This window comes from Bacillus sp. PAMC28748 (assembly GCF_014250415.1).
Classification (GTDB): domain Bacteria; phylum Bacillota; class Bacilli; order Bacillales; family Bacillaceae; genus Bacillus; species Bacillus licheniformis.
Genome location: NZ_CP060192.1, coordinates 417,340 through 440,580, shown reverse-complemented (window position 1 = coordinate 440,580; position 23,241 = coordinate 417,340). Strand labels below are relative to the sequence as shown.

Below are 23,241 nucleotides of genomic sequence, written 5' to 3'. Positions count from 1 at the left end.
ATATCAATACAAAAAGGCAGGTAGCAAAAGAAATGACAAAAACCCTTTACATTACCGCTCACCCGCATGACGAAAGGGCATCCTACAGCATGGCGGCAGGAAAAGCGTTTATCGAATCTTACAAAGAAGCTCATCCGGATGACGAAGTCATACACCTTGATCTTTATCGGGAAAACATTCCGCAGATTGATGCGGATGTTTTCAGCGGCTGGGGAAAATTGCAGTCGGGGTCGGGCTTTGAACAGCTTTCTGAACACGAAAAAGCTAAAGTCGGCCGTTTGAATGAGCTGAGCGAGCAATTTATCGCGGGAGACAAATACGTGTTTGTCACGCCGCTTTGGAATTTCTCTTTTCCGCCGGTGATGAAAGCGTACTTCGATGCGGTCGCTGTAGCGGGAAAGACGTTTAAATATACCGAACAGGGACCGATCGGGCTGTTAACCGATAAAAAAGCGCTGCACATCCAGGCGAGAGGCGGCTACTATTCAGAAGGGCAGGCTGCGGAACTTGAGATGGGGCACCGCTATATCAGCATCATGATGCAGTTTTTCGGGGTTCCGGAATTTGAAGGTTTATTTATAGAAGGGCATAATGCTGAGCCTGATAAAGCTGAAGAAATAAAACAAAATGCGATTGTCCGAGCCAAAGAATTGGGCAGGACTTTTTGAAAAAACCGCGGATCATATCCGCGGTTTTGTTTTATTTGTTTAAGAACACCGTTTGATTCGTTTCGCTGCTTTTTTGCGCAGCTTCGATGATTCGGATGACGTCGCGTCCTTCTTCCGCCGTGACAGGCAAGCTGCCGCCTTCTAGAATACTTGAAGCAAGCTGCTTGTAATAAGTTAAGTATGAACCCGGGAGCGTTTCCACGGTTTCCTTCCTGATCTCGTCGCCTTCGACTGTGGCCAGTTCCCCGTAATATTCGGGTTGATCGGCTCCCCACTCATCGCCTGCAGGTTTATGACCCGCTCTGAGTGCATCCTCCTGGCCGTCGATTCCGTATTTAATAAAGCTTCCTTTTGAGCCGTGGATTTGGTAGCGGGGGCCGTTGGCCGGAACAATCGAGCCCGAGTGGAGAATCACTTGGCGCTGATCATAGTGAAGGATGACATGGAAGTAATCGTCTGTTTCCGCATTGGCTCTCTGAGCGGTCACTTGAGCGGTGACGCCGTTCGGCATGCCGAATAAATGAAGCGCCTGATCGATCAAGTGTGAACCTAAATCGTACAGTGCACCTGACCCCGGTCCTTTCTGTTCTCTCCAGCGCTGTCTGACATTCGGCCGGAACCGGTCGTAGGAGGCGTGGAATGTGTTGACCTCTCCAAGGCGCCCCTCTTTGATGAGCTGTTTGATCGTCAAAAAGTCGTTATCCCATCTTCGGTTGTGATACACGCTGAGAAGCACGCCTTTTTCTTTCGCGGCATTAATGAGCTCTTCCGCTTCTTCCGCTGTTGCTGTCATCGGCTTTTCAAGAACGACATGCTTTCCGGCGCGGATGCACTCTTTCGCCATTTCGTAATGAAGGCCGCTCGGCGTGGTCACGATGACGAGATCAATGTCCGGATCTTTTGTGATGTCTTCGATCGTACTGACCGCTTCTGCTTCGGGGAGGTCCTGTTTGACTTGTTCTTTCCTTGAAGTCATAACCTTTCGAATCTCATAATCTTCTAACGCTGATAATAAAGGCGCATGAAACACCGAACCGGACAAACCGTATCCTAATATCCCTGTGCGAACCTTGTCCACCATTTCATTCTCCTCTCCCATGTTTGTTTTTAATATGTAATCAACACCCCTTTATTTTACCCTGTTTGCCTACAGGAACAAACCTAAAGGCCTTTTTAAATTAAGGAACGGAAGATTTTGTCACAACTTTGTTCATTTTGAAGAGGCGTCCGGTTATCGTTAGAAGCAAAAGTTGATGGAGGGATTTTGAAAATGGAGCATGATTGGGGCGCTTTTATGAACCGGGATCTGACGGTCGAGCCGGCATCATCTGAAGGAAGCTTGAAAAAACTTTCGTTTGCGGTAAAGGATGTGTTTGCTGTAGAGGGCCATGCTAATGCGGCGGGAAACCCTGATTGGCTGAGGACGCACGAACCTGCCGAAAAAAACGCGGAAGCCGTTGACTTGCTGCTGCGGGAAGGTGCAAGGCTTAAGGGTGCTGCGCACACAGATGAGCTGATGTACAGCCTCGACGGAGAAAATGTCCATTATGGTACACCCGTCAATCCTTGTGCCATGGACAAAATTCCGGGAGGGTCTTCAAGCGGATCGGCTGTGGCGGCAGCCTCTGGGATGACCGATTTCGCTCTCGGGACAGACACCGGGGGATCTGTCAGAATCCCTTCTTCATACTGCGGAATTTTCGGGTTTCGGCCGACGCACGGCGAGGTGTCGGTTGATGGTGTCATACCGCTGGCAAAGAGTTTTGACACCGTCGGATGGATGTCAAAAGATATTGGAGTCCTTCATGCGGCGGGCCGCGTCCTGCTTAGCGGGCAGGAGGAGGCAGGGGCATGTTTCAACCGGGTTTATTTTGAAAAAGAGGCGTGGAGCCTGCTTGAAGAAAGCGACCGGACACAAGTATACGCTTATGCATTAGGCCTGATTGACGGCGAATTCGACTGGTGCGTTGCCGCTGACGGCGGCCTCGCGGAATGGGCGGAGACGTTCAGGGTGCTGCAGGGACTGGAGATTTGGGAGGAGCACGGAGCTTGGATCGAGCGCACAAATCCGGTGTTCGGCCCTGGAATCGCAGAAAGGTTTGAATGGGCGTCAAGCCTTGTGATAAGCGATCATGTGCAAGCGTTTATGAAAAGAGAGGCGGCGAGAAAAAGACTGTCGGAATGGCTCGGAGAAGACGGCTTGCTCGTTATTCCGACTGCCCCCGGCCCGCCGCCGCTCCGTGGTCTGCCGGAAAACGAATTAAATGAGAGAAGGGCGCGCACGATGAAACTGACGTGTATTGCCGGGCTCGGCGGGCTTCCGCAGATCACCGTCCCGTTGCCGGCAAAAAACGGCGAGCCTTTGGGGCTTTCATTTATCGCCGGCTGCAAACAGGATCTGAAGCTTCTGGCTTGGACTGAAAAGCACGTGCTATCTCCTCAAGTATGAGGGCAAGCATATGCTGCGGATCTTTCTGCATCATATGCTTTTTTTTGCTTGCTTTAATTATTGTTAACTGGTAAACTATTTAATAGTTAACCGGTTAATGATTGTGAAAAGGAATGATGACAGTGGAAAACAAGACGTATGAGCAGGCATTTCAAGCCGTTCAGGATTTTATTCTCAAAAGAGAAAAGCGGGCTCAGCATGAACAGCAGGCGTTCGCAGAGGAAGCCTTTCAAGAAGAAGAAAGCATGCGTAAGCATTGGACCCTGACCCAGCTTCACATTATCTCGCTTATCAGCGAAAGCGAAGCAGACGTCAACAACGCTTTCCTGGCAGCAAAACTCCAAATTTCAAAAGCGGCAGTGACAAAAGCGGTCAATGTGCTCACAAAGCACGGAATGATCGAATCGCACAAAAAACCGAACAACAACAAAGAATTGTATTACACATTAACCGATGAGGGGAAAAAACTGGCCGACATTCATGACAGGATGCATGAAATTGCAAAACAGCGCTACATCGAGCTGTTTGATCGGTTTTCCGAATCCGAGCTGCAAACCGTCATCCGCTTTTTAAACGAATGGTCAAAACACATTTAATCAAGAGGAGCAGCGAATGAATAAAAGTGAAGCCCAACAGTTTTTAAGCAACATGTATCAGGACATCGTGTCGGAAATGAATACTGAAAAAATTGCCGATTATTTCAGCGAGGATTATGTTCAAGTCACGGACGGCAGTCACATTGACCTTGTGCAGTTTAAAGATCACATACGGACGCTGAAAAACGTTGCACGCACCATAACGGTGTCGCCCTTTCATGAATTTTTGTTTGACGAGCGCCTCGAAAGCGCAGCAGTCAGATATACGGTCAAGGTTGTCAAAAAGAATGGAGACCGGGGGAGAATTGATATCATCGCGATTTTTAAAATGAACGGTTTTAAAATCGTTCAATGTCACGAGCTTTCACACGCGAGCGAAGGTACGAAGGGTATTGAAGAGCTGGCGAAGATCAGTGAGGCAGCAATTGAAAAAGCCTCCTCCCGGGAGGAGAAGGCTTTTTCACAAGATTAATGTTTGGCATCAAACCGGATGTTGAGCGAGACGGGTCCGCGTGTGTAAAGCCCTGTCTCGCGGTAAATGAAGTCTTCCTCCAGCCGGATATTTTTCAGCTGATCAAGGACGATATTTGCGACAAGCTCGATTTCGGTCTTCGCAAACCCCGCTCCTACACAGTTGTGGACGCCTGAACCGAATGCGAGATGCCTGGCTGCGCCGCTGAATGCGCTTTTGACTTCCAGGTCGCTGCGGTGAATGTTGAACTTGTCGGGATCCTCGAACGCTTCAGGATCGCGATTTGCCGCGCCTATCATGCAAAATACAGTCGTCCCTTCTTTTAGCTCGACTCCGCCAATCTCCGCGTCTTGTGAAAGCTGGCGCGGGATGAGCTGCACCGGCGGCTTGTAGCGCAGCGTCTCTGCGATTGCCTGAGGGAGAAGCGTGCGGTCTTCCAGCACATCATTCATCTGATCGGGATGATGAAGCAAATGATAAATCATTAATGCGAGCGTCTTGTCCGCCGGTTCTGTGGCGGCAAGCAATATATTGAGAATCAGCGCGCGTATGTCCCGGTCAGACATCGCCACTCCCTCGTATTCGGAAGTGCAAAGGATGGATATTAAATCATGTCCGGGATTTTTGCGCCTTTCCTCGATAATCGGATTCAAATACTCAGCGAGCTGTTCACTGCATTTGAGGGAATGCTCCCGGTCCTCAGGCGCCTGATTCAAACTGGTAATGAAATCGGCGACGCCGCTGTGCCAGTTTCTCACCGTTTGGTGGTCGTTCTTGTCCAAACCTAAAATGTCCATCGTCACGCAAACGGCGAATGTTTTGCCGAAATCATTGACAAGGTCGATCCGCCCTTTCTCCACGTGCGGGGCCAAAAGCCTTTGTGCATTTTCTTTGATGAGCGGTGTGAGGTGATCAAGGGATTCCCCGATAAAGCGGCGCAGAACGATTCTCCTTTTTGCCGTGTGCTCTTTGCCTTTCATTTGGGCGAGCACAGGTCCGCGCATGACGGGCTCGGCCCGTTTGGCAAGCGATTTCGTTGTAAAGACGTCCTGATTCTGGAGCACGCGGCGCACATCCTGGTAGCGGCTGATAAAATAGCTGTCCAGCGATTCTTCATAATGGACGGGATCAGATTCCCGAAGGTATGAGAAATACTGATACGGATTTTCGTGATATTGTTCTGACAACACGCTGAATGTTTTTAGCGATTGATTCATACTCGTTCCTCCTGCATGCTTTTAGATTCCACCCTTTCGTCCGCTTCGGAAACCATGAGATATCCTTGATTCGGCCGCATTTTGACGGCAAATTCATTACGGGAGATCTGTTCGCCGAGCTTCCATGGCCGGTGATAAGCAAGAAGCGTCTCTTCGACGCCTAAAATATCAGGGGCGGCGATGAAAAACGGAAGTTCAGCGATGACGTATTCAACAGCCAGCTCCAGCATGTCTGCGCTGACTTCCACGACATCCATCCGAGTGCCCCGGGCCCGTCCGAGGATAGCCGCATGCGACATCTCCAGGCAGGCATTGCGAAAATGCGTCTGGTCGAAAAAGGCAGCTTCGACTTCCATCCGCAAATTCCGGTATGCGGTCTGGTTCGCGAAATCGGAAAATGTATGGATGGCCTCGGGATTTCCGCCATGCGCTTCCAACGCCTTTTCAGCGAATCTCCGGTTCCGCGAGACTTCTTTCCTGACTTTCCGTTCGGCCTTCCCATGTGGGGTGCCGAGCGCTTCGAGAAGGTTGGCAGCTTCCTTTCCCGCCAAAAGCACGGATACACTCTGAAACTCACGGACGGCCCAGCCGATAAGCCGATGAATATAATCTTCCGAAATCGGCTGTTAAACGGGCTGATGCCAACGAGAACATGGCGTCTGCGTTTTAGTATTTCATTGCAGTTTTGGGTAAGAGTTTCGGTTTTAAATAGCTGGCGTTTGCTCTCCATTATAAGCTCTGTCATTGATTTCCTCCTTAACGGACATAGAATGACTTCTTTTGCAATCAATGATGGATACGTGCGGCTTATCGAACTGGGAATAGGCTGGTTTCACTTCGGTATGAATCGAGAAGAAAACAGCGATGGTGCGGGTCATGATGAGGGGTGTAGCATTTGTTCAATCATAAAAGCAGGGCAAGGGTTTAAGCTCAAAATCAGGCAAGGTACAGCATAAAAGTTTACTAGTAAACAATAGTCATTTTATCCCTAACTTTTCCAACTGTCAACACAATTCAAATTCAAAATATGAAAATATTCGTAACGTTTTTTGTGAATCTGAGGAATTGTAATCAGAATTGAAAGTATAAAAACCTTTATTTAAGGCGCTTTTTGAGTCAAGGAACTCGATAAGTAAAAAATATGTAAAAAACTTTAAAGCTGCAATAAGAAATGTTCATTGACAATGATAAAGGAGTCATCTACAATTAATATTGTTAACCAGTAAACGATATTAGACAAATTGTTAACGAATAAACAAAAACAAGGCAGGCGGTTTGAAATGAGACCAATGAAATCAAATGCTTCTTTCATTATGTATTTTGTGTGTATCAGCGCTTTTTTCGCATCGTTGAATCAAAATATTTATTCACCTATCATTCCTTTAATCAGAGACTCGTTTCACGTTTCTGTTTCGATGGTAAACCTGTCCGTCTCGCTGTTCATCTTCATTACAGCTGCGATGCAGATCATTGTCGGCTCGATTGTTGATTTTAAAGGAGCGAGATTTGTAATGATGGCGAGCATGATCGTAACGGTCATCGCCACAATCGGCTGCGCAGCCTCCCGGGACTTTGGCCTGTTTCTTTTTTTCAGGGTGCTGCAGGCTTTGGGGACTGCTGCGCTTCCATTAATTGCGGCAACCACAATCGGATCTCTGTTTAAGGGAACGAAGCGGGGCAGTGCGATGGGAACTTATCAAATGCTGCTTTCCCTTGCACCGGCAGCGGCGCCTATTCTCGGCGGTTTTATCGGGGAGCGCTATAATTATCCGGGTATTTTTTGGTTTTTGACAGTATTGTCTGTTCTTTTGCTTTTCGGCAATTTGTTTTGCTTTCCGCGCAGCCATTCGGAGAAAAAGACCAATCTCAGCGCGGGCAGCCTGCTGTCGCATTATAAGGACATATTCAAAAACAGGGCGGGCAATGCCGTTTTAATATTAAGCTACCTTATTTTCTTTATTTATTTTTCAATGATCGTGTATTTGCCGATTTTGCTGACCGATCACTATCACCTTGATCTGCAGATCGTCGGCTTGCTGTATTTGCCGATAGCGGTCAGCACGATTGCCGGCAGCGTGCTGTTTAAGTGGATACAAAAGAGATTATCGCTCAGACGCCTGTTTTTGATCGGCAATCTGACCGCCGCAGGGAGCGTCGTCTGTTTTGCCTTTTCCCATTTGTTTTCGCTTTTCGCCATGTCGGCGGCTCTGGTTCTTTTCGGCGTTACGATGGGGCTGATTCCGCCGCTCTTCTCTACGATGATGGCGAATGAATTTGAGGAGAACCGCGGCAGTGCGATGGGCATGTTTAATTTTATCAGGTATACGGGAATGGCCTGCGGTCCTGTTATATCAGGCATGTTATTGGGGATGTCATCTTCTGTTTTCGTTTTCGGCTGTTTCGGTATCGTTTATGCCGCAGCCGCCCTTTTGATGACCGCGGTCATGCGGAAAGCAGCTCACACAAAGACGCTGCAAGAACCAAACAAAAAAGCTGCCAGGTCTTAAGCCGGGCAGCTTTTTGATTACAGGTCCGTTCCCCACATGTCTTCTTTCACTTGTCTTTTCTCAGACATATAGGCGAACATCGTAAGCGTCAGCCCGCACATGGTCATAAGCGCACCGCCTGTGGCAAGGTATGTGTAGGACTCTGATGCATTAAGAATGAGTCCGCCGATCCAAGCCCCGAGCGCGTTGGCCAAGTTAAATGCAGCGATGCTGACGGAGGTGGCGATCGTTGTTCCGTGTTCAGACGCAGCCACGACCTTTGTTTGCAAAAGGGGCACCGTTCCGAACGCGCCGGCTCCGAATAAAAACGTCACGATGATGGCGCCGGCAGGATGTCCGCTGACAAAAGGAAAGGCCGCAAGGATCGCCATGAGCGCGATCATCACCCCGATCATGGAGCGGGTTAACAGGTGAAACGGCACCTTTCCGGCGTAGAAAATGCCGACGACCCCGCCAAACCCGTAGGCGAAAAGGGCGGCTGTAATGCCGAGACTGTCGAAACCGGCAGAATGCCGCAGCATCGGTTCAATAAACGTGTAGGCGATGAATACGCCCGAATAGCCAAAGATCGTGATAGCAAAAGAAAAAAGGACTTGTTTATTTTTAAACACATCCCATTCATGGATCAATTTAGGGACAACTTTCGGTTTTCTGTGCGGCACCGTCAGCCAAATGCCGGCGAGGCCGATCAATCCGAGGCATGCGATCATCAGAAAAACGATCCGCCAGTTGAAAAGATCGCCTAAATAAGAACCAAACGGGACGCCGAGCATCAGGGCGATGGTCAAGCCGCCGTTCATTGAAGCGGCAGCGGCGGCCCGTTTTTCGGGCGGTGCCATTTCGCTGACGAACACCATTGTCGTTGCAAAAAATGCACCATGAATGGATGCGGATAGGATTCTTGAGACCAACAAAACGGTGAAGTTAGGCGCCAGGAAACTGAGCGCATTCGACAGTACAAACACACTCATCAAGCCGATCAATACCGGTTTGCGCGGCATTTTTACCGAAAATATGGTGACGATCGGCCCCGTCAGACAGACGCTTCCCGCATATGCCGTTACCAATAGGCCGGTAGACGAAATCGGAACAGAGAGATCCTTTGAAATGGAAGTCAATATACCCATAACGACGTACTCTGTAAAGCCGATGGAAAATGTACAAATCATAAAAATTGCGATGATCAGTTTGACTGGAGCGTGCAGTGTTTTTTTCATCCTGACCCCTCCTTTTAAAAAACATGAGTTTATATATTAAAAGATCAAAAGACGAATTTCAACCGTTTTTTGCGCATCAATATGTTCCCCCAAACGGTATGTCAGCGGCACAAAAAGCGCCGGCAACAAGATGCCAGCGCTTTCTTAAAACCTGACATTTTATTTTAAAATCAAAGATTAAACATTCCTACATTCTTAACCCCGACGGCCGCCTGCTGTTGGCGTTTTTTATTTATCGACTGATTGAAGAGATTCTGTCCTAAAATGGTTTCGGAAAAAAGCGCTTACAAAGAAAATCAAAATATGTTACTCTTGAAACAAACATATTCAAAAATAAACAAACAAAAACGGAGTGATACGCATGGTGAAATATTTATGGTCAGAGTCTGAGGCTGCATCGCTGCGTCCGGGTCTTGCCGAGCTCGTCTACCGTTCCAATCTGATCGGCGCTGACCGTTCGGTCTGCAACTGTGGCGGGGGAAACACATCGATGAAAACGACAGAAAAGGATTTCAGAGGCAGGGACATCGAGGTGATGTGGGTGAAAGGCAGCGGCTCGGACTTGGCGACGATGTCAGCGGGCCAATTTACCGGACTGAGGCTGGATGATATTCGTCCGCTGATGGAACGGAGCAGCATGACCGATGAAGAAATGACGGCATATTTGTCCCATTGCATGATGGACGGAAAGCATCCGCGGCCGTCGATCGAAACGCTTCTTCATGCTTTTTTGCCGTTTCCGCATGTCGATCACACCCACCCCGATGCAATCATCAGCATCTGCTGCTGCGATAATGGAAAAGAGATCGCAGAGGAGATATACGGCAGCCGATTTGTATGGGTGCCTTATGTCAGACCGGGCTTTGCTTTATCGAAGATGATAGCAGAAGGTGTGAAAAACAACCCGAATGCAAAGCTTGTTTTAATGGAGAAGCACGGGCTCGTCACTTGGGGGGAAACGTCGAAAGAAAGCTATGATCAGACGATTGCCGTGATTCGCGAAGCGGAAGCATATATTAAAAGCCGTTCGGAAGATCATCAGCCGTTTGGCGGACAGATGGTCGAGCCGCTTGCACCGGAGGAGCGGAAACGGATTTTAGCCGATATCTTGCCGGTCATCCGCGGCGCTGTCAGCGGGGAAAAACGCATGCTCGTCACCTGGTGCGATGCTGACGATGTGCTCGAATTCGCGAACAGCAGGCGCGCACCGTCGCTTTCACAGGTCGGCGCCGCTTGTCCGGATCACCTCGTTCATACAAAGCGGGTGCCTGCCTATATTCCGTGGAATCCCGCTGAACAGGACACAGAAGCGCTGGTCGACCGGATCAAAACCGAGATTGCTGGATTTAAAGAGTCGTATGCCGCCTATTTTCAACGAAACCGGCACGAAGGAGACGAGATGTTTGAACCGGCGCCTCGCGTGATGCTGATCCCGGGAATCGGCATGGTGACAGCAGGGAAAAGCCTGGCGATGGCGAAGGTCAGCCGAGATTTATACCGCCGGGCGATTGCCGTCATGAAGGGAACGGAAGTCCTTGGAAACTTTGTATCTCTCAATGAGGAAGAATCCTACAATGTTGAATATTGGCCGCTTGAGCTTTATAAATTAACGCTTGCTCCGCCGGAAGCCGAATTTTCGCGCAAGATCGCATTTGTGACGGGGGGAGCGGGCGGAATCGGCAGCGAGGCCTGCCGCCGCCTTGCTCTAGAAGGCGCGCATGTTGTGGTCGCTGACATTAATATTGAAGGCGCAGAAAAAACAGCGGCCGAGATTAATGATCAATACGGTGCAGAACGAGCTTACGCCGTCCGCATGGATGTGACGAAAGAAGAGGAGGTTCAGACGGCCTTCGAGGAAATCGCCCTCAAATACGGCGGGATTGACATCCTTGTCAACAATGCGGGCCTTGCGACATCAAGCCCGCTTGATGAAACGACGCTCGAAGAATGGAACCTGAATATGAATGTACTCGGAACAGGATATTTCCTCGTGGCCAGAGAAGCTTTTAAGCAAATGAAAAAACAAGGTTCAGGCGGCAGCATGGTGTTTGTCGGTTCGAAAAATTCCGTTTATGCAGGCAAAAACGCATCAGCATACAGCTCTGCAAAAGCGCTTGAGGTTCATTTGGCGAGATGCATCGCGGCTGAAGGCGGACCGTACGGAATCCGTGCGAATTCAGTTCTTCCGGATGCGGTGCTTCAAGGGTCGGCCATCTGGGACTCCAAATGGCGCGAAGAAAGAGCCGCCGCCTACGGGATTGAACCCGACCGGCTTGAAGAGCATTACCGCAAACGTACGGCTCTTTCCGTCAACATTTATCCCGCCGACATTGCCGAGGCGATCGCTTATTTCGCTTCAGAAAAAACGGCAAAAACGACGGGATGCATGCTGACGGTTGACGGGGGAGTGCCAGCCGCATTTTCAAGGTAATTGATAAGGAGCGGCTTCGGCCGCCCTTTCAGAATACAAAGGGGGAAAAGGGAGATGAAGGGCGAGACCCATTGGATCATACCGGACGGTTTTATTCCTCCGGAAAGTTCCGGAAGCTTGACGAGCCATGAAGCCATTTGTGTTTTAAATTGCCATGAAGAAAACGCAAACCTTGCGATCACCGTATACTTCGAAGACCGTCCGCCGCTCGAAGGCATTTCCGAGACGGTTCATGGCAAGAGAACGAAGCATATCCGCACAAGTTCTTTGCACCGATCAGGAGAACGCATTCCTGAAAATGTTCCTTATGCGATCGAGATCGCAAGCGATGTACCTGTGATCGTCCAGTACAGCCGGCTGGACACGACCCAGCCGGAACTTGCGTTAATGTCAACCATGGCATATCCGTTAAAAACAAGGGGGATGGGCGTACATGATGAATGACCGGGCCTACGCTTTATTTGAAGAACAGCAGAAAGACAGGGGAATCAGCCTTTCTGAAGCAAAGGAAAAATTGAAAGCGCTTAAAATCGAGACGCCTTCATGGGGATACGGGGACTCGGGCACGCGCTTCAAAGTGTTTCAGCAAGAGGGTGTGCCAAGAGATCCGTTTGAAAAAATGGAAGATGCATCAGTCGTTCACAAATTAACCGGAATTTGTCCTTCCGTCGCCATCCATATTCCTTGGGATCGAGTTGATGATTACGGAAAGCTGAAAGCGCACGCCGAGCAGCTTGGCCTTGCTATCGGCGCCGTGAATCCGAACTTGTTCCAGGACGATGACTACAAATTCGGCAGCGTCACAAACGTGAAAGCGGCCATTCGCCAAAAAGCGACTGAGCAATTGCTCGAATGCGTCGATATTGCAAAACAAACAGGCTCCAAGGAAATCAGCCTCTGGCTTGCCGACGGAACCAACTATCCCGGTCAGGGCGACATCAGAAAACGGAAAAACTGGATGTATGAGTGTCTGGCTGAAGTTTACGAAGCTCTTGACGATGATATGCGGCTCTTGATTGAATACAAATTTTTTGAGCCGGCTTTTTATCATACCGATCTGGCGGATTGGGGCATGGCTTACAATTTGGCGCAAAAGCTCGGCCCGAAGGCTGAGGTGCTCGTCGACACCGGCCACCATGCCCAGGGGACGAACATCGAGCACATTGTCGCTTATTTGCTTGACGAAAAACGTCTCGGAGGCTTTCATTTCAACAGCCGCAAATACGCTGATGACGATTTGATCGCGGGCGCTCACAACCCGTACGAACTGTTTCTCATTTTTTCTCAAATTTTGGACGCCTGCCGTGATTCTGACCCGAACGTCCGGAAGACGGCCGAACATATTTCGTATATGCTTGATCAATGCCATAATCTTGAACCGAAAATACCCGCTGTGCTGCGCTCGGTCATGAATGTGCAGACTCAATTTGCAAAAGCGCTTTTGATCAACTTCGATGAAGTGAAGAAAGCGCAGGAAGATCATGACGTGCTTGCCGCAGAGGCTGCGATCCGCGAGGCATTTGAAATCGACGTCAAGCCGCTCCTCTGCGCCGTGCGGGAGGAAATGAACGTTCCGCCTGATCCGCTCAAGGCTTATGCGGAAAGCGGATATGCGGAAAAAATCCTGGCACGCGGGAAAGGCGGTGCAAGCTGGTGACGATTCTCGCCTTTGATCTTGGTGCGTCGAGCGGCAGAGCTTATGCAGGTCATGTGGACGGCGGTCTGATCAAAGCGGAGGAAATTCACCGTTTTCCAAATCAGCCCGTTCAGGCGGGAAAACACCTTTATTGGGACATTCTCAGGCTTTATCATGAAATTAAACAGGGCATTTTAAAGGCGAAAAACGGCTGTGGACGAATCAGCTGCATCGGAATCGATTCATGGGCGGTTGACGTCGGTTTTCTCGATCGGAACGGAGAGCTGATGGGGAACCCTTATCATTACCGCGACCCTTACACGGACGGAATAATGACGGAGGTGTTGAATGAAATCGGAAAAGAAGAGCTGTTTTCCAGAACCGGTATTCAGCTTTTGCCGTTCAACACCATCTTTCAGCTCCGGGCGCTGAAAAAAGCGAATTCTCCGCTGTTGGATTACGCGGACACACTATTAATGATTCCTGATTTGCTGCGCTATTTTTTAACGGGCGAGAAAAAAAGCGAATTTACAAATGCGACGACAACCCAGCTGTTCAACCCGAAAACGTCTGACTGGGATTGGGAGCTCATCAGCCTTCTGGGGATCCCGGCCAAGATTTTTCCAAAAGATATAGCAAAGCCCGGAAGCGAAGCGGGGAGGCTGTCGCAATCAGTGTGCGGCGAATTGTCTGTGCCCGCCGTACCGGTGATTGCCGTCGGCGAACATGACACGGCTTCTGCAGTTGTCGGCATCCCCGCTGAAACGGATGACTTTGCATATTTGATTTGCGGCACCTGGTCGCTGATCGGAACCGAACTTGACGCTCCGCTGATGACAAAACAGGCGCTCGATTGGAATTTTACAAATGAGGGTGGTGCCGGCGGCACATTCCGTTTTTTAAAAAACATTATGGGATTGTGGCTGTTCCAGCGCTGTCAGGCGGATTGGGAAAAAGATGGGATCAGCTATTCGAGCGCCGAGCTTGTCAAACTTGCCGGACAGTCAGAAGCATTCAGGTCGGCGGTTGACCCGGATGACCCGGTGTTTCTCAATCCCGTCCATATGCCTGAGGCGATCAGAGAGTACTGCCGTGCAGCAGGGCAGCACGTGCCGGAAACGCCCGGACAGATCATCCGCTGCGTGCTGGAAAGCCTTGCGTTTAAATACCGGTTCACCTTTGAACGGATTGAAACCTTGACAGGAAAAGAATATGACGGACTTCACATGGCGGGCGGAGGGATTCGAAATGAACTGCTCTGCCAATACACGGCGAATGTACTGTCCAGAAATGTATGGGCTGGACCGTCAGAGGCAAGCGCCATCGGCAACATTGCCGTACAGGCCGTCGCGCTCGACATGTTTTGGGATATTCAGAGCGCCCGGAAAGCGATCAAGGCTTCCTTTCCTCAAAAAACGTATGTACCGGAAGATACAGAAGCGTGGGAGCGGGCATACCGCCGCTATACAAGTCAGATTCTCGGCGCCGCTTCCCGCTGAAAACCTTTCCTGTATCGGAGCCGATGCGCTATCATGAATGTAACAGTGACTTTTACCAAAAAAGGAAGGAAGTAAACGGATGCTTGTAGCTGAAAGACACCAAAAAATCGTCGAGCTTGTCAATCTGCGCTCGAGCGTACGCGTCACAGAACTGAGCGAGCTTTTTTCCGTCACGGAAGAAACGATCAGGCGCGATTTGGAAAAGCTTGAGAAGGAAAATAAGCTGAAAAGAAGCCATGGCGGCGCAGTCAGCGTGCAGACTGAAGAAAGAGAGGTGCATTTTCGCGAGCGCGAAATTACAAACGTAAACGAAAAAAAGATGATTGCATTTGAAGCCGTCAAGCATGTGAAAAGCGGGGAACGGATTATTCTTGATGCAAGCACGACGGCATGGTACATGGCAAAAGCGCTTGAAAACATCCCGCTGACCGTCATTACGAATTCAGTCAGAGTCGCGATTGAACTCAGCAAAAAAGAAAAGGTGACGGTCATTTCAACCGGCGGGATGCTGCTGCCGCAATCGATGTCATATGTCGGCCCTTTGGCTGAGCGCTCCCTTGACATGTATCACGTCAACAAAACATTTCTGTCTTGCAAAGGCGTCGACCCTGCGAGCGGCTTGAGCGATTCAAACGAAATGCAGGCGCTGTTGAAAAAACGAATGATCGAAATTGCGGACGAAACGATTTTGATGGCGGACAGCAGCAAATTCGGAACCCGTGCTTTCTCGCAAATCGACCGCCTTCATGACCGATACAGGGTCATCACAGATTCAGGAATTGACAAAGCAAATCTTGCCCGCTTGAAAGACATAACAGAGAACATCACGATCGTCGGCTGAAACAAAACTTCTCAAGCACTTGATTTTAAAAACAGGCGCAAATGGGATAAAATAGAAGAGTAAAAAAGGAAAGGAGATGTTTTTGATGGCGAAAAAGATTTTAATCGTAACGGGCGATGCAGTTGAAGCGCTGGAAGTGTATTACCCTTATTACCGCTGTCTTGAAGAGGGCTATGAAACGACGATTGCCGCACCGAAAAAGAAAAAGATTCATACGGTTGTTCATGACTTCCTGGATTGGGATACATACACCGAAAAGCCGGGCTATTTAATTGACGCGCATGCTTCATTTGATGAGATTGACCCGTCCGAATACGACGGCATCATCATTCCTGGCGGACGCGCACCGGAATTTATCCGGATGTACGATTCCCTGCTGAAAATCGTTGCTCATTTCTTTGAGGAAAATAAACCGGTCGGCGCGATTTGTCATGCGAGCCTGATTTTCACAAGCCTGAGAGAACATCTGAAAGGCCGGGAGCTGACGGCTTACATCGCCTGCAAACCGGAAGTCGAAGCCGCGGGCGCGACTTATGTCGAGGAGAAGCTTCATGTGGACGCCAACCTGGTCTCAGGTCATGACTGGTCCAATCTGCCGGAGTTTATGAGAGAATTTTTTAAAGCGTTAAACAAATAATATGCAGGGATGACCCCGCAGCAGTTCGGGGTTGTCTCTTTTTTTAGACATGTTCCGCTTCGCATTTTATAATGGTACCAATGGGGATCTTGGACAAAATATAAAGGAAAGAGAGGTGTTCCGATGGCAGATCATCATGAACACGCGTTAAATCCCAAAAGCTCTAAAGGAAAAGAACAAATCACAAACCGCTTAAAGCGGATTGAAGGACAGGTCAGAGGCATTCAAAAGATGATTGAAAATGACCGCTACTGCGTCGATATTCTCGTTCAAATCTCAGCTGTGCAAGCCGCGATGCAAAAGGTTGCTTTCAGCCTGCTTGAGGATCATACCCACCATTGCGTCGCAAACGCGATTAAAAGCGGTGAGGGAGAAGAAGCCATCGAGGAACTGCTTGATGTGTTTAAACGGTTTTCAAAATCATGAACGAAAAAAGAGAAAATCGTTTTCTTGAAATACCCTACAGGGGTATGGTAATATAAAACCGATCAATATCATCAAACCACAGGAGGTTTTCAATATGGAACAAAAAACACTGAAAGTCGAAGGCATGTCTTGCAACCACTGTGTTCAGGCAGTAGAAGGAAACGTCGGAAAGCTTGGCGGAGTGGAGTCTGTCAAAGTGAATTTAAACGAGGGCAAAGTCGAAGTATCGTTTGATTCAGGCAAAGTCTCGCTGAAGGAGATCATCGATACGATCGAAGACCAGGGGTATGATGTTGCAGGCTGATGTATACCTACAAGGGGTATATAAGGAGTGAAGGATATGGACGGACAAAAAGAAGCCACCCTCCAAATCTCTGGCATGACCTGCGCCGCCTGTGCGGCGCGGATCGAGAAAGGGTTGAAAAGGCTTGACGGCGTTCAGGACGCAAATGTGAACTTGGCGCTGGAAAAATCAAAAATCGTTTATGATCCGGGGCAAATCGAAGTCGGACAGCTGGCTGAGAAAGTCGAATCGCTCGGCTATCAAGTTCCTGCGGAAAAAGCCGAATTTGCGGTTTCCGGCATGACGTGTGCGGCTTGCGCCAACCGGGTTGAAAAGCGCCTCAACAAGCTGTCTGGCGTCAAAAGCGCCGCCGTCAACTTTGCCATTGAGACTGCGACAGTCGACTATCATGCTGGCGCGGTTTCGCCGGAGGAGATGATCGAAGCCGTTGAAAAGCTCGGCTACAAGCTCGAGCTGAAAAAAGACCGAACTGCGGACGGTCGGGCGGAACAAAGAGAAAAAGATATTCAGCGTCAAACCGGCAAATTTATTTTTTCAGCCATTTTGTCTTTTCCGCTGCTCTGGGCAATGGTCAGCCATTTCAAATTCACGTCATTTATATGGCTGCCGGGGATGTTCATGGATCCCTGGGTTCAGTTCGCGTTGGCCACACCGGTTCAGTTTATCGTCGGGAAGCAGTTTTACACTGGGGCTTATAAAGCGCTGCGGAACAAAAGTGCCAACATGGATGTGCTGGTCGCTCTCGGCACGTCTGCCGCCTATTTCTACAGCTTGTATTTAAGCATTGAAAGCCTCGGTACAAACCGGCATCCGGACGGCCTTTACTATGAAACAAGCGCCATCCTCTTAACTTTGATCATTTTAGGAAAGCTGTTTGAAGCGAAAGCGAAAGGGCGTTCATCCGAAGCGATCAAAAAGCTGATGGGGCTGCAGGCAAAGACAGCGACCGTCGTCAGGAACGGCGAAGAGATGACCGTGCCGATTGAAAACGTTTTGGCAGGCGACATCATGTATGTGAAGCCCGGTGAAAAAGTACCGGCAGACGGGGAGATTGTCGAAGGTCGTTCAGCGCTGGATGAATCGATGATCACCGGTGAAAGCATCCCTGTTGACAAAACGGTTGGAGATCCGGTTATCGGCGCTACAATCAATAAAAATGGATTTTTAAAAGTCAGAGCAGAAAAAGTAGGCAAAGATACTGCGCTGGCGCAGATTATAAAAGTTGTGGAAGAGGCGCAAGGTTCAAAGGCGCCGATTCAACGGCTCGCAGACCGGATTTCCGGGGTTTTTGTGCCGATTGTCGTGGCGATCGCGGCCATCACATTTTTCATCTGGTATTTGGCGGTCAGCCCCGGCGAATTCGGCACGGCGCTGGAGAAGCTGATTGCGGTGCTTGTGATCGCATGTCCGTGTGCGCTCGGCTTGGCAACGCCGACATCGATCATGGCCGGATCTGGCCGCGCGGCTGAATTCGGAATCTTATTCAAAGGCGGCGAACATTTGGAGACGGCTCACCGCTTGGAGACGATCGTGCTTGACAAGACGGGGACGGTCACAAATGGGAAGCCTCAGCTGACAGATGTGCGCCCTGAACCATGGATCGATGAAACATCGTTTCTCAAGCTTATCGGTGCTGCAGAAAAAAGCTCTGAACACCCGCTTGCTGAAGCCATTGTCGAAGGCATCAAAGAGAAAGGGATAGAACCCGCCTCAGCAGACAGCTTTGAAGCGATACCCGGCTATGGTATCGAAGCCGCAGTCAATGAAAAGCGGATTTTGATCGGTACAAGACGTCTGATGGAAAACCGTGATATTGACATTCAAGATGCGAACGGCGAAATGGAAGAGCTCGAAACACAAGGAAAGACGGCGATGCTTGCCGCCGTCGACGGTCGGTTTGCCGGGCTGATCGCCGTCGCCGATACGATTAAAGACACGTCGAAGGCAGCGGTGAAAAGGCTGCATGATATGGGGCTGGAAGTCGTCATGATCACCGGGGACAATCGGCGGACGGCAGAAGCGATTGCTGCTGAAGCCGGCATTCACCACGTCATCGCCGAAGTTCTGCCGGAAGGAAAAGCGGATGAGGTGAAGAAAATCCAGGCAAAAGGCAAAAAAGTCGCGATGGTCGGCGACGGCATCAACGATGCGCCGGCATTGGCGGCGGCCGATACAGGTATGGCGATCGGAACAGGGACTGACGTCGCCATGGAAGCCGCCGACGTCACCTTGATCCGCGGCGATTTAAACAGCATCGCCGATGCGATCCTCATGAGCAGATTGACCATCAAAAACATTAAACAAAATCTTTTCTGGGCGTTTGCCTACAACAGCATCGGCATTCCGTTCGCGGCTGTCGGGCTTTTGGCTCCGTGGATCGCAGGTGCCGCGATGGCGTTCAGTTCGGTCTCAGTCGTTCTGAATGCACTCAGGCTGCAAAAGGTGAAGCTTGATTGGAGGAATCCGTCTTGAAGGATAAGACAGTGCTCGTTTGGACGGTTTCAGCGGTTGTTTATGTAGGAATTGTCATGCTTGTATACAGCATATTGGCCGGTCGGGAACCGATACCCGATGAAAAGCCCCATGACGGTCATGCTTTAGAAGAGCATGTCAAATGAATTGCTGAGAAAGCCGGATGTTAAAGAACATCCGGCTTTTTGTATTAGTATCTGTCATTGCTCATGCACATCAAAATCTTTTCTTGGACGATTTTTTTCATGGCTTCTTTGGCGGGGGCCATATATTTTCTTGGATCGCTTGCATCGGCGTGTTCATGCAAATATCGGCGCAGTTTATCTGAAAAAGGAATTTTTAATTCAGTCGCGATATTTACTTTTGCACAGCCTAGCTTGATGCACTTTCTAACATCTTGCTCTGAAATTCCTGAGGCGCCGTGCAGGACGAGCGGGACTGAAACCCGTTTTTGAATCGCGGCCAGCCTCTCAAAATCGATATTGGGCTCTTTTGAGTAAAGACCGTGGGCTGTACCGATTGCCACCGCCAGCGAATCGATTCCGGTTTTCTCGACGAACTCTTTTGCTGCATCCGGATCGGTATAATAAGCGTCGGCTTCATCCACGATCAAATCGTCTTCCTGTCCGCCGAGCCTTCCAAGCTCGGCTTCTACAGTGGCATCTTTTTGCCGGGCATATTGAACGACACTCGCCGTAATTGCGGTATTCTCGGCAAATGGATGGTGCGAAGCATCAATCATGACAGATTTCGTCCCCAATGATAAAGACTCGCGAATATCATCAATTTCTTCATGATGATCTAGATGGAGGGCGACCGGGATCGAGCAGCGCGCCGCGGCCGTTTCTGCAATGGCTTGAATATAGTCGCGCCCTGCATAGCTGAAGGTTCCTGGAGTAGCCGCAAGAATCACGGGGGACCTTAAGGCTTCAGCCGCTTCTGTCACGGCCTGCACGGTTTCAAGGTTATGAATGTTAAAGGCCGGCACCGCATAGCCGTTTGCCTGTGCGTCCAGCAGCATTTTTTTCGTATTTGTCAGCATATCGATTCCTTCTTTCTGATCAAAGTTAAGATAAATAGCTTGAGAAGGTGCTCAGAATGTCGTCAGGACTCGAGGCTTCAAGCAGCTGCTGCCTCGCATCTTCGTGAACAAGCATGCGAGACACCGATGATAATAGATTGAGATGTGTGCTGCCTGCCTCGGCATCGGGTATCAATAATGCAATGATGAACGTGACAGGCGTCTGATCAAGCGCGTTCCATTCGATTCCTGCCTTGTTTTGAATGATGATGACAGTTGCTTCTGTGATGTCCTTCAGTTTTGCATGGGGAATGGCGAAGCCGTCGATAAAGCCGGTCGTGCTTTCAGCCTCTCTTTGCGCCAATCCGTCAATGACCGCTTGTTTTGTTTTGGCTGCTCCTGATTCATATGCGATCTGAGCCAGCCGGTCAAAAGCTTCCGCTTGGGAAGATAGCGTTTCTTGTAGATAGATGTGCTCTTTTTTGATTAAAGCTGCTGTTTTCATGTTTGATCAGCCTTTCTCTTTTTCATATGTCCGTTTTTGGTAAAAGCCGTATAAGAAGGCACCGATAAGCGATCCGATGATAATCGACAGCACCCATTGAAAGGCTCCTGTTACAACGGGAAGTACAAGGAATCCGCCGTGCGGGGCAGGTACTTGAACTGCGAATGAATATGTTAATATTGCCGAAACCGAAGAGCCGATCATCAAAATCGGAATGACAGGGATTGGTTTCTTTGCGGCGAACGGGATAGCGCCTTCAGTAATATGAGTGGCGCCGAGAATAAAATTGACAAGTCCTGCATTTCGGTCCTGCTGGCTGAAATATTTGCGGAAAAGCAATGTGGCAAACGCAATAACGAGCGGCGGTGTGATGCACGCGGCGGAGACGCCTGCCATGAAATATTGGTTCCCTTCAGCGAGAAGAGCAGTACCGGTGACATAAGCGGCTTTATTGACCGGGCCGCCCATGTCAAATGCGCTCATACAGCCGATGATCAAGCCGAGAATGATTGGGTTCGCCCCTTGAAAGTCGGCTAAAAAGCCCTTCATCCCCTCATTAATGGCCGTCATCGGTTCGACGAGGAAAAACATGACCGCACCGATCAGAAAAATGCCGATAACCGGATAAAGAAAAATTGCTTTTAGTCCTTCAAGTGACTGAGGCATTTTTTTAAGTGCATGCGAGAGGCCGTAAATGATCAGTCCCGCCAAAAAACCGGATACGATGCCGCCCAGAAAACCCGCTCCGCCCGTGCTGGCGATCATGCCGCCGATAAAACCGACAATCAGGCCGGGGCGTTTTGCCATTGAATCGGCGATATAGGCGGATAAAATCGGAACCATCAGCTGGAATCCGAATGCGCCCGTTTTATTCAGCAATTCGGCAAAAGCGTTGTAGCTTGGATGTTCAGGATCCGCTGAATGGATGCCGAATAAAAAGGAAAGTGCAATCAAAACCCCTCCGCCGACGACAAATGGGAGCATGTGGGAAACCCCGTTCATCAAATGTTTATATATTTTACGGCCGATGGAAGCGGATTCGCCTGTTTTTGGTTCATCCTCTGTTTTTGCCGCAGTTTGTCCGCGGTAAATCGGCGCTTCGCCGTTCATCAGCGTCCGAATTAAAGATTCCGCATCCCGGATGCCCCGCGCAACCGGGACGTCAAGGACACGTTTGCCTGCAAAACGCTCTGCGCCTACATCTTTGTCTGCCGCGACAATGACCCCGTCGGCTTGTTTAATGTCCTCTGGCGATAGTTCGTTTTGAACGCCGATTTGCCCGTGTGTTTCGACTTTGATTTCCACACCCAGTTTGGCGGCAGCCTGTTTTAAGGCCTCTTCAGCCATAAATGTATGGGCAATCCCTGTTGGACAGCCGGTTGCCGCGATGATTTTGAACTTTTTCATAAGAAAACCCCCTTTATAAATGAGTGATTTGAATTTGTGAAGCTGTTTGATCGAGTTTGGACACATCACCGAGTCCTTTCGAGAATGCCGTCAAGGAACCGGCGGCAGAGGCGTGCCTGAGTGCTTCAGGAACGGAACAGCCGAGCTCCTGTTTTCCGACGAATACGGCAAGCATGGCATCGCCGGCACATGCTGTATTGACAACTTTGCCTTTAGCGGCGGTCGCTTTTAATGTTCTTTGGCGGTCCAAATAAAGGGCTCCGTCTTTGCCGCGGGAGATGAGAACCCTTTCAGCGCCGCGGTCGAGAAGTTCCTTTCCGTAATGGATGATTTCTTCTTCGGACAGCGCTTTCTTCCGGCTGAAAAATGCGGCAAGCTCCTGTTCATTCGGCTTAATCAGGTAAGGATGGTATGAAAGACAATCTAATAGGACGGGAGAACTGATATCCAAGATCAATTTCAGTTTGTTTTCGGCGGCAATCTCGGAAAGCGAAAGGTACATGTCATCAGGGACTCCTCTCGGAAGACTGCCTGAAATAAATAAGAAACGGCCCGGCGGGATTTGACGGATTTTGTTGATCAGCTCCTGTTTTCGGGCTTCAGATATGAGCGGTCCTTTGTTTACAATCTTGAATTCCCGGGTTGAATTGATAAAAATATTGATCCGTGAGATGCCTTCCACTTCGACAAAGTCTGTGACGATTTTTTCATTCAGCAGTTCATTTTCAATAAAACGCCCGGTGAATCCGCCTGTAAAGCCAAGCGCGGTATTGTCAAGACCAAGGCGCTTGAGCATAAATGAAATATTGACGCCTTTTCCGTTTGGCTGATAATCTTCATCTTTAGTACGGTTGACAACATCGGGAAGCAGCTCGTCGGTTTCAACGAATAAGTCGACTGCGGTGTTCATCGTGCATGTATAGATCATGCTGTATC

The 23,241-nt window shown here is 49.5% G+C and carries 22 protein-coding genes and 1 pseudogene; 15 read left to right on the top strand and 8 right to left on the bottom strand.

Going from position 1 to position 23,241, the window contains the following annotated elements:
* The first annotated feature begins 32 nt into the window (after positions 1–32).
* Positions 33–668 carry an FMN-dependent NADH-azoreductase gene (locus tag H7F26_RS02315; RefSeq protein ID WP_003185281.1) on the top strand — a complete coding sequence of 212 codons (636 nt, stop codon included), beginning with the start codon at positions 33–35 and terminating at the stop codon, positions 666–668.
* Between the two features lie 31 nt (positions 669–699).
* On the opposite strand, the gene H7F26_RS02310 is transcribed toward H7F26_RS02315, so the two are convergent.
* Entirely contained in the window at positions 700–1,749 is a 1,050-nt protein-coding gene (locus H7F26_RS02310) for an oxidoreductase (protein WP_017474573.1), read from the bottom strand.
* 189 nt (positions 1,750–1,938) lie between these two features.
* Between H7F26_RS02310 and H7F26_RS02305 the strand changes: the two genes are divergently transcribed.
* The 3 genes from H7F26_RS02305 (at position 1,939) to H7F26_RS02295 (ending at position 4,185) form a co-directional block, all read left to right on the top strand.
* Positions 1,939–3,117: an amidase gene (locus H7F26_RS02305; protein WP_017474574.1), complete on the top strand. Its 1,179-nt coding sequence runs from the start codon at positions 1,939–1,941 to the stop codon at positions 3,115–3,117.
* A gap of 122 nt (positions 3,118–3,239) precedes the next feature.
* Positions 3,240–3,713, top strand: coding sequence for a MarR family transcriptional regulator (locus H7F26_RS02300; protein ID WP_003185275.1), 474 nt, complete (start codon positions 3,240–3,242; stop codon positions 3,711–3,713).
* A gap of 16 nt (positions 3,714–3,729) precedes the next feature.
* Positions 3,730–4,185, top strand: coding sequence for a nuclear transport factor 2 family protein (locus tag H7F26_RS02295; protein WP_003185273.1), 456 nt, complete (start codon positions 3,730–3,732; stop codon positions 4,183–4,185).
* On the opposite strand, the gene H7F26_RS02290 is transcribed toward H7F26_RS02295, so the two are convergent.
* Together H7F26_RS02290 and H7F26_RS02285 are read right to left on the bottom strand one after the other, a co-directional pair.
* On the bottom strand, positions 4,182–5,402 hold the full coding sequence (locus tag H7F26_RS02290; protein WP_003185271.1) for a pulcherriminic acid synthase: 1,221 nt from the start codon (positions 5,400–5,402) through the stop codon (positions 4,182–4,184). The two genes, H7F26_RS02295 and H7F26_RS02290, sit on opposite strands and share 4 nt — an antisense overlap.
* Positions 5,399–6,147: pseudogene (locus tag H7F26_RS02285) on the bottom strand (tRNA-dependent cyclodipeptide synthase). The gene H7F26_RS02290 and the pseudogene H7F26_RS02285 overlap by 4 nt, the downstream one beginning before the upstream one ends.
* 535 nt (positions 6,148–6,682) lie before the next feature.
* Between H7F26_RS02285 and H7F26_RS02280 the strand changes: the two are divergent.
* Positions 6,683–7,909, top strand: a complete 1,227-nt coding sequence (locus H7F26_RS02280; RefSeq protein WP_003185267.1) for an MFS transporter — start codon at positions 6,683–6,685, stop codon at positions 7,907–7,909.
* 17 nt (positions 7,910–7,926) lie between these two features.
* Here the strand turns inward: H7F26_RS02280 and H7F26_RS02275 are convergent, their stop codons facing one another.
* Positions 7,927–9,126, bottom strand: coding sequence for an MFS transporter (locus H7F26_RS02275; RefSeq protein WP_026699400.1), 1,200 nt, complete (start codon positions 9,124–9,126; stop codon positions 7,927–7,929).
* Between the two features lie 361 nt (positions 9,127–9,487).
* Here H7F26_RS02275 and H7F26_RS02270 point away from each other — a divergent pair, with 361 nt between their 5' ends.
* From H7F26_RS02270 to H7F26_RS02225, 10 genes are all read left to right on the top strand, one after another.
* A complete protein-coding gene (locus tag H7F26_RS02270; RefSeq protein ID WP_185855207.1) occupies positions 9,488–11,557 on the top strand; it encodes a bifunctional aldolase/short-chain dehydrogenase in 2,070 nt (689 codons plus the stop codon).
* Between the two features lie 54 nt (positions 11,558–11,611).
* Positions 11,612–12,001: a sensory rhodopsin transducer gene (locus H7F26_RS02265; RefSeq protein ID WP_003185262.1), complete on the top strand. Its 390-nt coding sequence runs from the start codon at positions 11,612–11,614 to the stop codon at positions 11,999–12,001.
* Positions 11,994–13,214 carry an L-rhamnose isomerase gene (gene rhaI / locus H7F26_RS02260; protein WP_025806052.1) on the top strand — a complete coding sequence of 407 codons (1,221 nt, stop codon included), beginning with the start codon at positions 11,994–11,996 and terminating at the stop codon, positions 13,212–13,214. The genes H7F26_RS02265 and rhaI overlap by 8 nt, the downstream gene beginning before the upstream one ends.
* Positions 13,211–14,692 carry a rhamnulokinase gene (locus H7F26_RS02255; protein WP_003185259.1) on the top strand — a complete coding sequence of 494 codons (1,482 nt, stop codon included), beginning with the start codon at positions 13,211–13,213 and terminating at the stop codon, positions 14,690–14,692. The genes rhaI and H7F26_RS02255 overlap by 4 nt, the downstream gene beginning before the upstream one ends.
* A 79-nt stretch (positions 14,693–14,771) precedes the next feature.
* Complete coding sequence (locus H7F26_RS02250; protein ID WP_003185257.1) at positions 14,772–15,533, top strand: DeoR/GlpR family DNA-binding transcription regulator; 762 nt, start codon at positions 14,772–14,774, stop codon at positions 15,531–15,533.
* Positions 15,534–15,618: 85 nt separating this feature from the next.
* Positions 15,619–16,170 carry a DJ-1/PfpI family protein gene (locus H7F26_RS02245; RefSeq protein ID WP_003185255.1) on the top strand — a complete coding sequence of 184 codons (552 nt, stop codon included), beginning with the start codon at positions 15,619–15,621 and terminating at the stop codon, positions 16,168–16,170.
* 123 nt (positions 16,171–16,293) lie between these two features.
* Complete coding sequence (csoR, locus tag H7F26_RS02240) at positions 16,294–16,596, top strand: copper-sensing transcriptional repressor CsoR (RefSeq protein ID WP_003185252.1); 303 nt, start codon at positions 16,294–16,296, stop codon at positions 16,594–16,596.
* A gap of 94 nt (positions 16,597–16,690) precedes the next feature.
* Positions 16,691–16,900: a copper chaperone CopZ gene (gene copZ / locus H7F26_RS02235; protein ID WP_003185250.1), complete on the top strand. Its 210-nt coding sequence runs from the start codon at positions 16,691–16,693 to the stop codon at positions 16,898–16,900.
* A gap of 36 nt (positions 16,901–16,936) precedes the next feature.
* Positions 16,937–19,372: a heavy metal translocating P-type ATPase gene (locus H7F26_RS02230; RefSeq protein ID WP_003185248.1), complete on the top strand. Its 2,436-nt coding sequence runs from the start codon at positions 16,937–16,939 to the stop codon at positions 19,370–19,372.
* On the top strand, positions 19,369–19,518 hold the full coding sequence (locus H7F26_RS02225) for a hypothetical protein (RefSeq protein ID WP_003185246.1): 150 nt from the start codon (positions 19,369–19,371) through the stop codon (positions 19,516–19,518). Before H7F26_RS02230 ends, H7F26_RS02225 begins: the two co-directional genes overlap by 4 nt.
* A 44-nt stretch (positions 19,519–19,562) precedes the next feature.
* Here H7F26_RS02225 and H7F26_RS02220 read toward each other — a convergent pair whose 3' ends face one another.
* From H7F26_RS02220 to pfkB, 4 genes are read right to left on the bottom strand one after another with little or no spacing between them, the layout of a single operon-like run.
* Positions 19,563–20,414 (bottom strand): tagatose bisphosphate family class II aldolase, encoded by an 852-nt coding sequence (locus H7F26_RS02220; protein WP_003185244.1) that lies wholly within the window; start codon positions 20,412–20,414, stop codon positions 19,563–19,565.
* 25 nt (positions 20,415–20,439) lie between these two features.
* Positions 20,440–20,898 (bottom strand): PTS sugar transporter subunit IIA, encoded by a 459-nt coding sequence (locus H7F26_RS02215; protein WP_003185242.1) that lies wholly within the window; start codon positions 20,896–20,898, stop codon positions 20,440–20,442.
* A 6-nt stretch (positions 20,899–20,904) separates the two neighbouring features.
* Positions 20,905–22,305, bottom strand: a complete 1,401-nt coding sequence (locus tag H7F26_RS02210) for a PTS fructose transporter subunit IIC (protein WP_003185239.1) — start codon at positions 22,303–22,305, stop codon at positions 20,905–20,907.
* Between the two features lie 13 nt (positions 22,306–22,318).
* Entirely contained in the window at positions 22,319–23,233 is a 915-nt protein-coding gene (pfkB, locus tag H7F26_RS02205; RefSeq protein WP_003185235.1) for a 1-phosphofructokinase, read from the bottom strand.
* Between the last annotated feature and the right edge of the window lie 8 nt (positions 23,234–23,241).

Bases quoted from the DNA above. Each gene is read 5' to 3' on its own strand.
- H7F26_RS02315 (WP_003185281.1), top strand. From the start codon at position 33: ATGACAAAAACCCTTTACATTACCGCTCACCCGCATGACGAAAGGGCA.
- H7F26_RS02310 (WP_017474573.1), bottom strand. From the start codon at position 1,749: ATGGTGGACAAGGTTCGCACAGGGATATTAGGATACGGTTTGTCCGGT.
- H7F26_RS02305 (WP_017474574.1), top strand. From the start codon at position 1,939: ATGGAGCATGATTGGGGCGCTTTTATGAACCGGGATCTGACGGTCGAG.
- H7F26_RS02295 (WP_003185273.1), top strand. From the start codon at position 3,730: ATGAATAAAAGTGAAGCCCAACAGTTTTTAAGCAACATGTATCAGGAC.
- H7F26_RS02290 (WP_003185271.1), bottom strand. From the start codon at position 5,402: ATGAATCAATCGCTAAAAACATTCAGCGTGTTGTCAGAACAATATCAC.
- H7F26_RS02280 (WP_003185267.1), top strand. From the start codon at position 6,683: ATGAGACCAATGAAATCAAATGCTTCTTTCATTATGTATTTTGTGTGT.
- H7F26_RS02275 (WP_026699400.1), bottom strand. From the start codon at position 9,126: ATGAAAAAAACACTGCACGCTCCAGTCAAACTGATCATCGCAATTTTT.
- H7F26_RS02270 (WP_185855207.1), top strand. From the start codon at position 9,488: ATGGTGAAATATTTATGGTCAGAGTCTGAGGCTGCATCGCTGCGTCCG.
- H7F26_RS02265 (WP_003185262.1), top strand. From the start codon at position 11,612: ATGAAGGGCGAGACCCATTGGATCATACCGGACGGTTTTATTCCTCCG.
- rhaI (WP_025806052.1), top strand. From the start codon at position 11,994: ATGAATGACCGGGCCTACGCTTTATTTGAAGAACAGCAGAAAGACAGG.
- H7F26_RS02250 (WP_003185257.1), top strand. From the start codon at position 14,772: ATGCTTGTAGCTGAAAGACACCAAAAAATCGTCGAGCTTGTCAATCTG.
- H7F26_RS02245 (WP_003185255.1), top strand. From the start codon at position 15,619: ATGGCGAAAAAGATTTTAATCGTAACGGGCGATGCAGTTGAAGCGCTG.
- csoR (WP_003185252.1), top strand. From the start codon at position 16,294: ATGGCAGATCATCATGAACACGCGTTAAATCCCAAAAGCTCTAAAGGA.
- copZ (WP_003185250.1), top strand. From the start codon at position 16,691: ATGGAACAAAAAACACTGAAAGTCGAAGGCATGTCTTGCAACCACTGT.
- H7F26_RS02230 (WP_003185248.1), top strand. From the start codon at position 16,937: ATGGACGGACAAAAAGAAGCCACCCTCCAAATCTCTGGCATGACCTGC.
- H7F26_RS02220 (WP_003185244.1), bottom strand. From the start codon at position 20,414: ATGCTGACAAATACGAAAAAAATGCTGCTGGACGCACAGGCAAACGGC.
- H7F26_RS02215 (WP_003185242.1), bottom strand. From the start codon at position 20,898: ATGAAAACAGCAGCTTTAATCAAAAAAGAGCACATCTATCTACAAGAA.
- H7F26_RS02210 (WP_003185239.1), bottom strand. From the start codon at position 22,305: ATGAAAAAGTTCAAAATCATCGCGGCAACCGGCTGTCCAACAGGGATT.
- pfkB (WP_003185235.1), bottom strand. From the start codon at position 23,233: ATGATCTATACATGCACGATGAACACCGCAGTCGACTTATTCGTTGAA.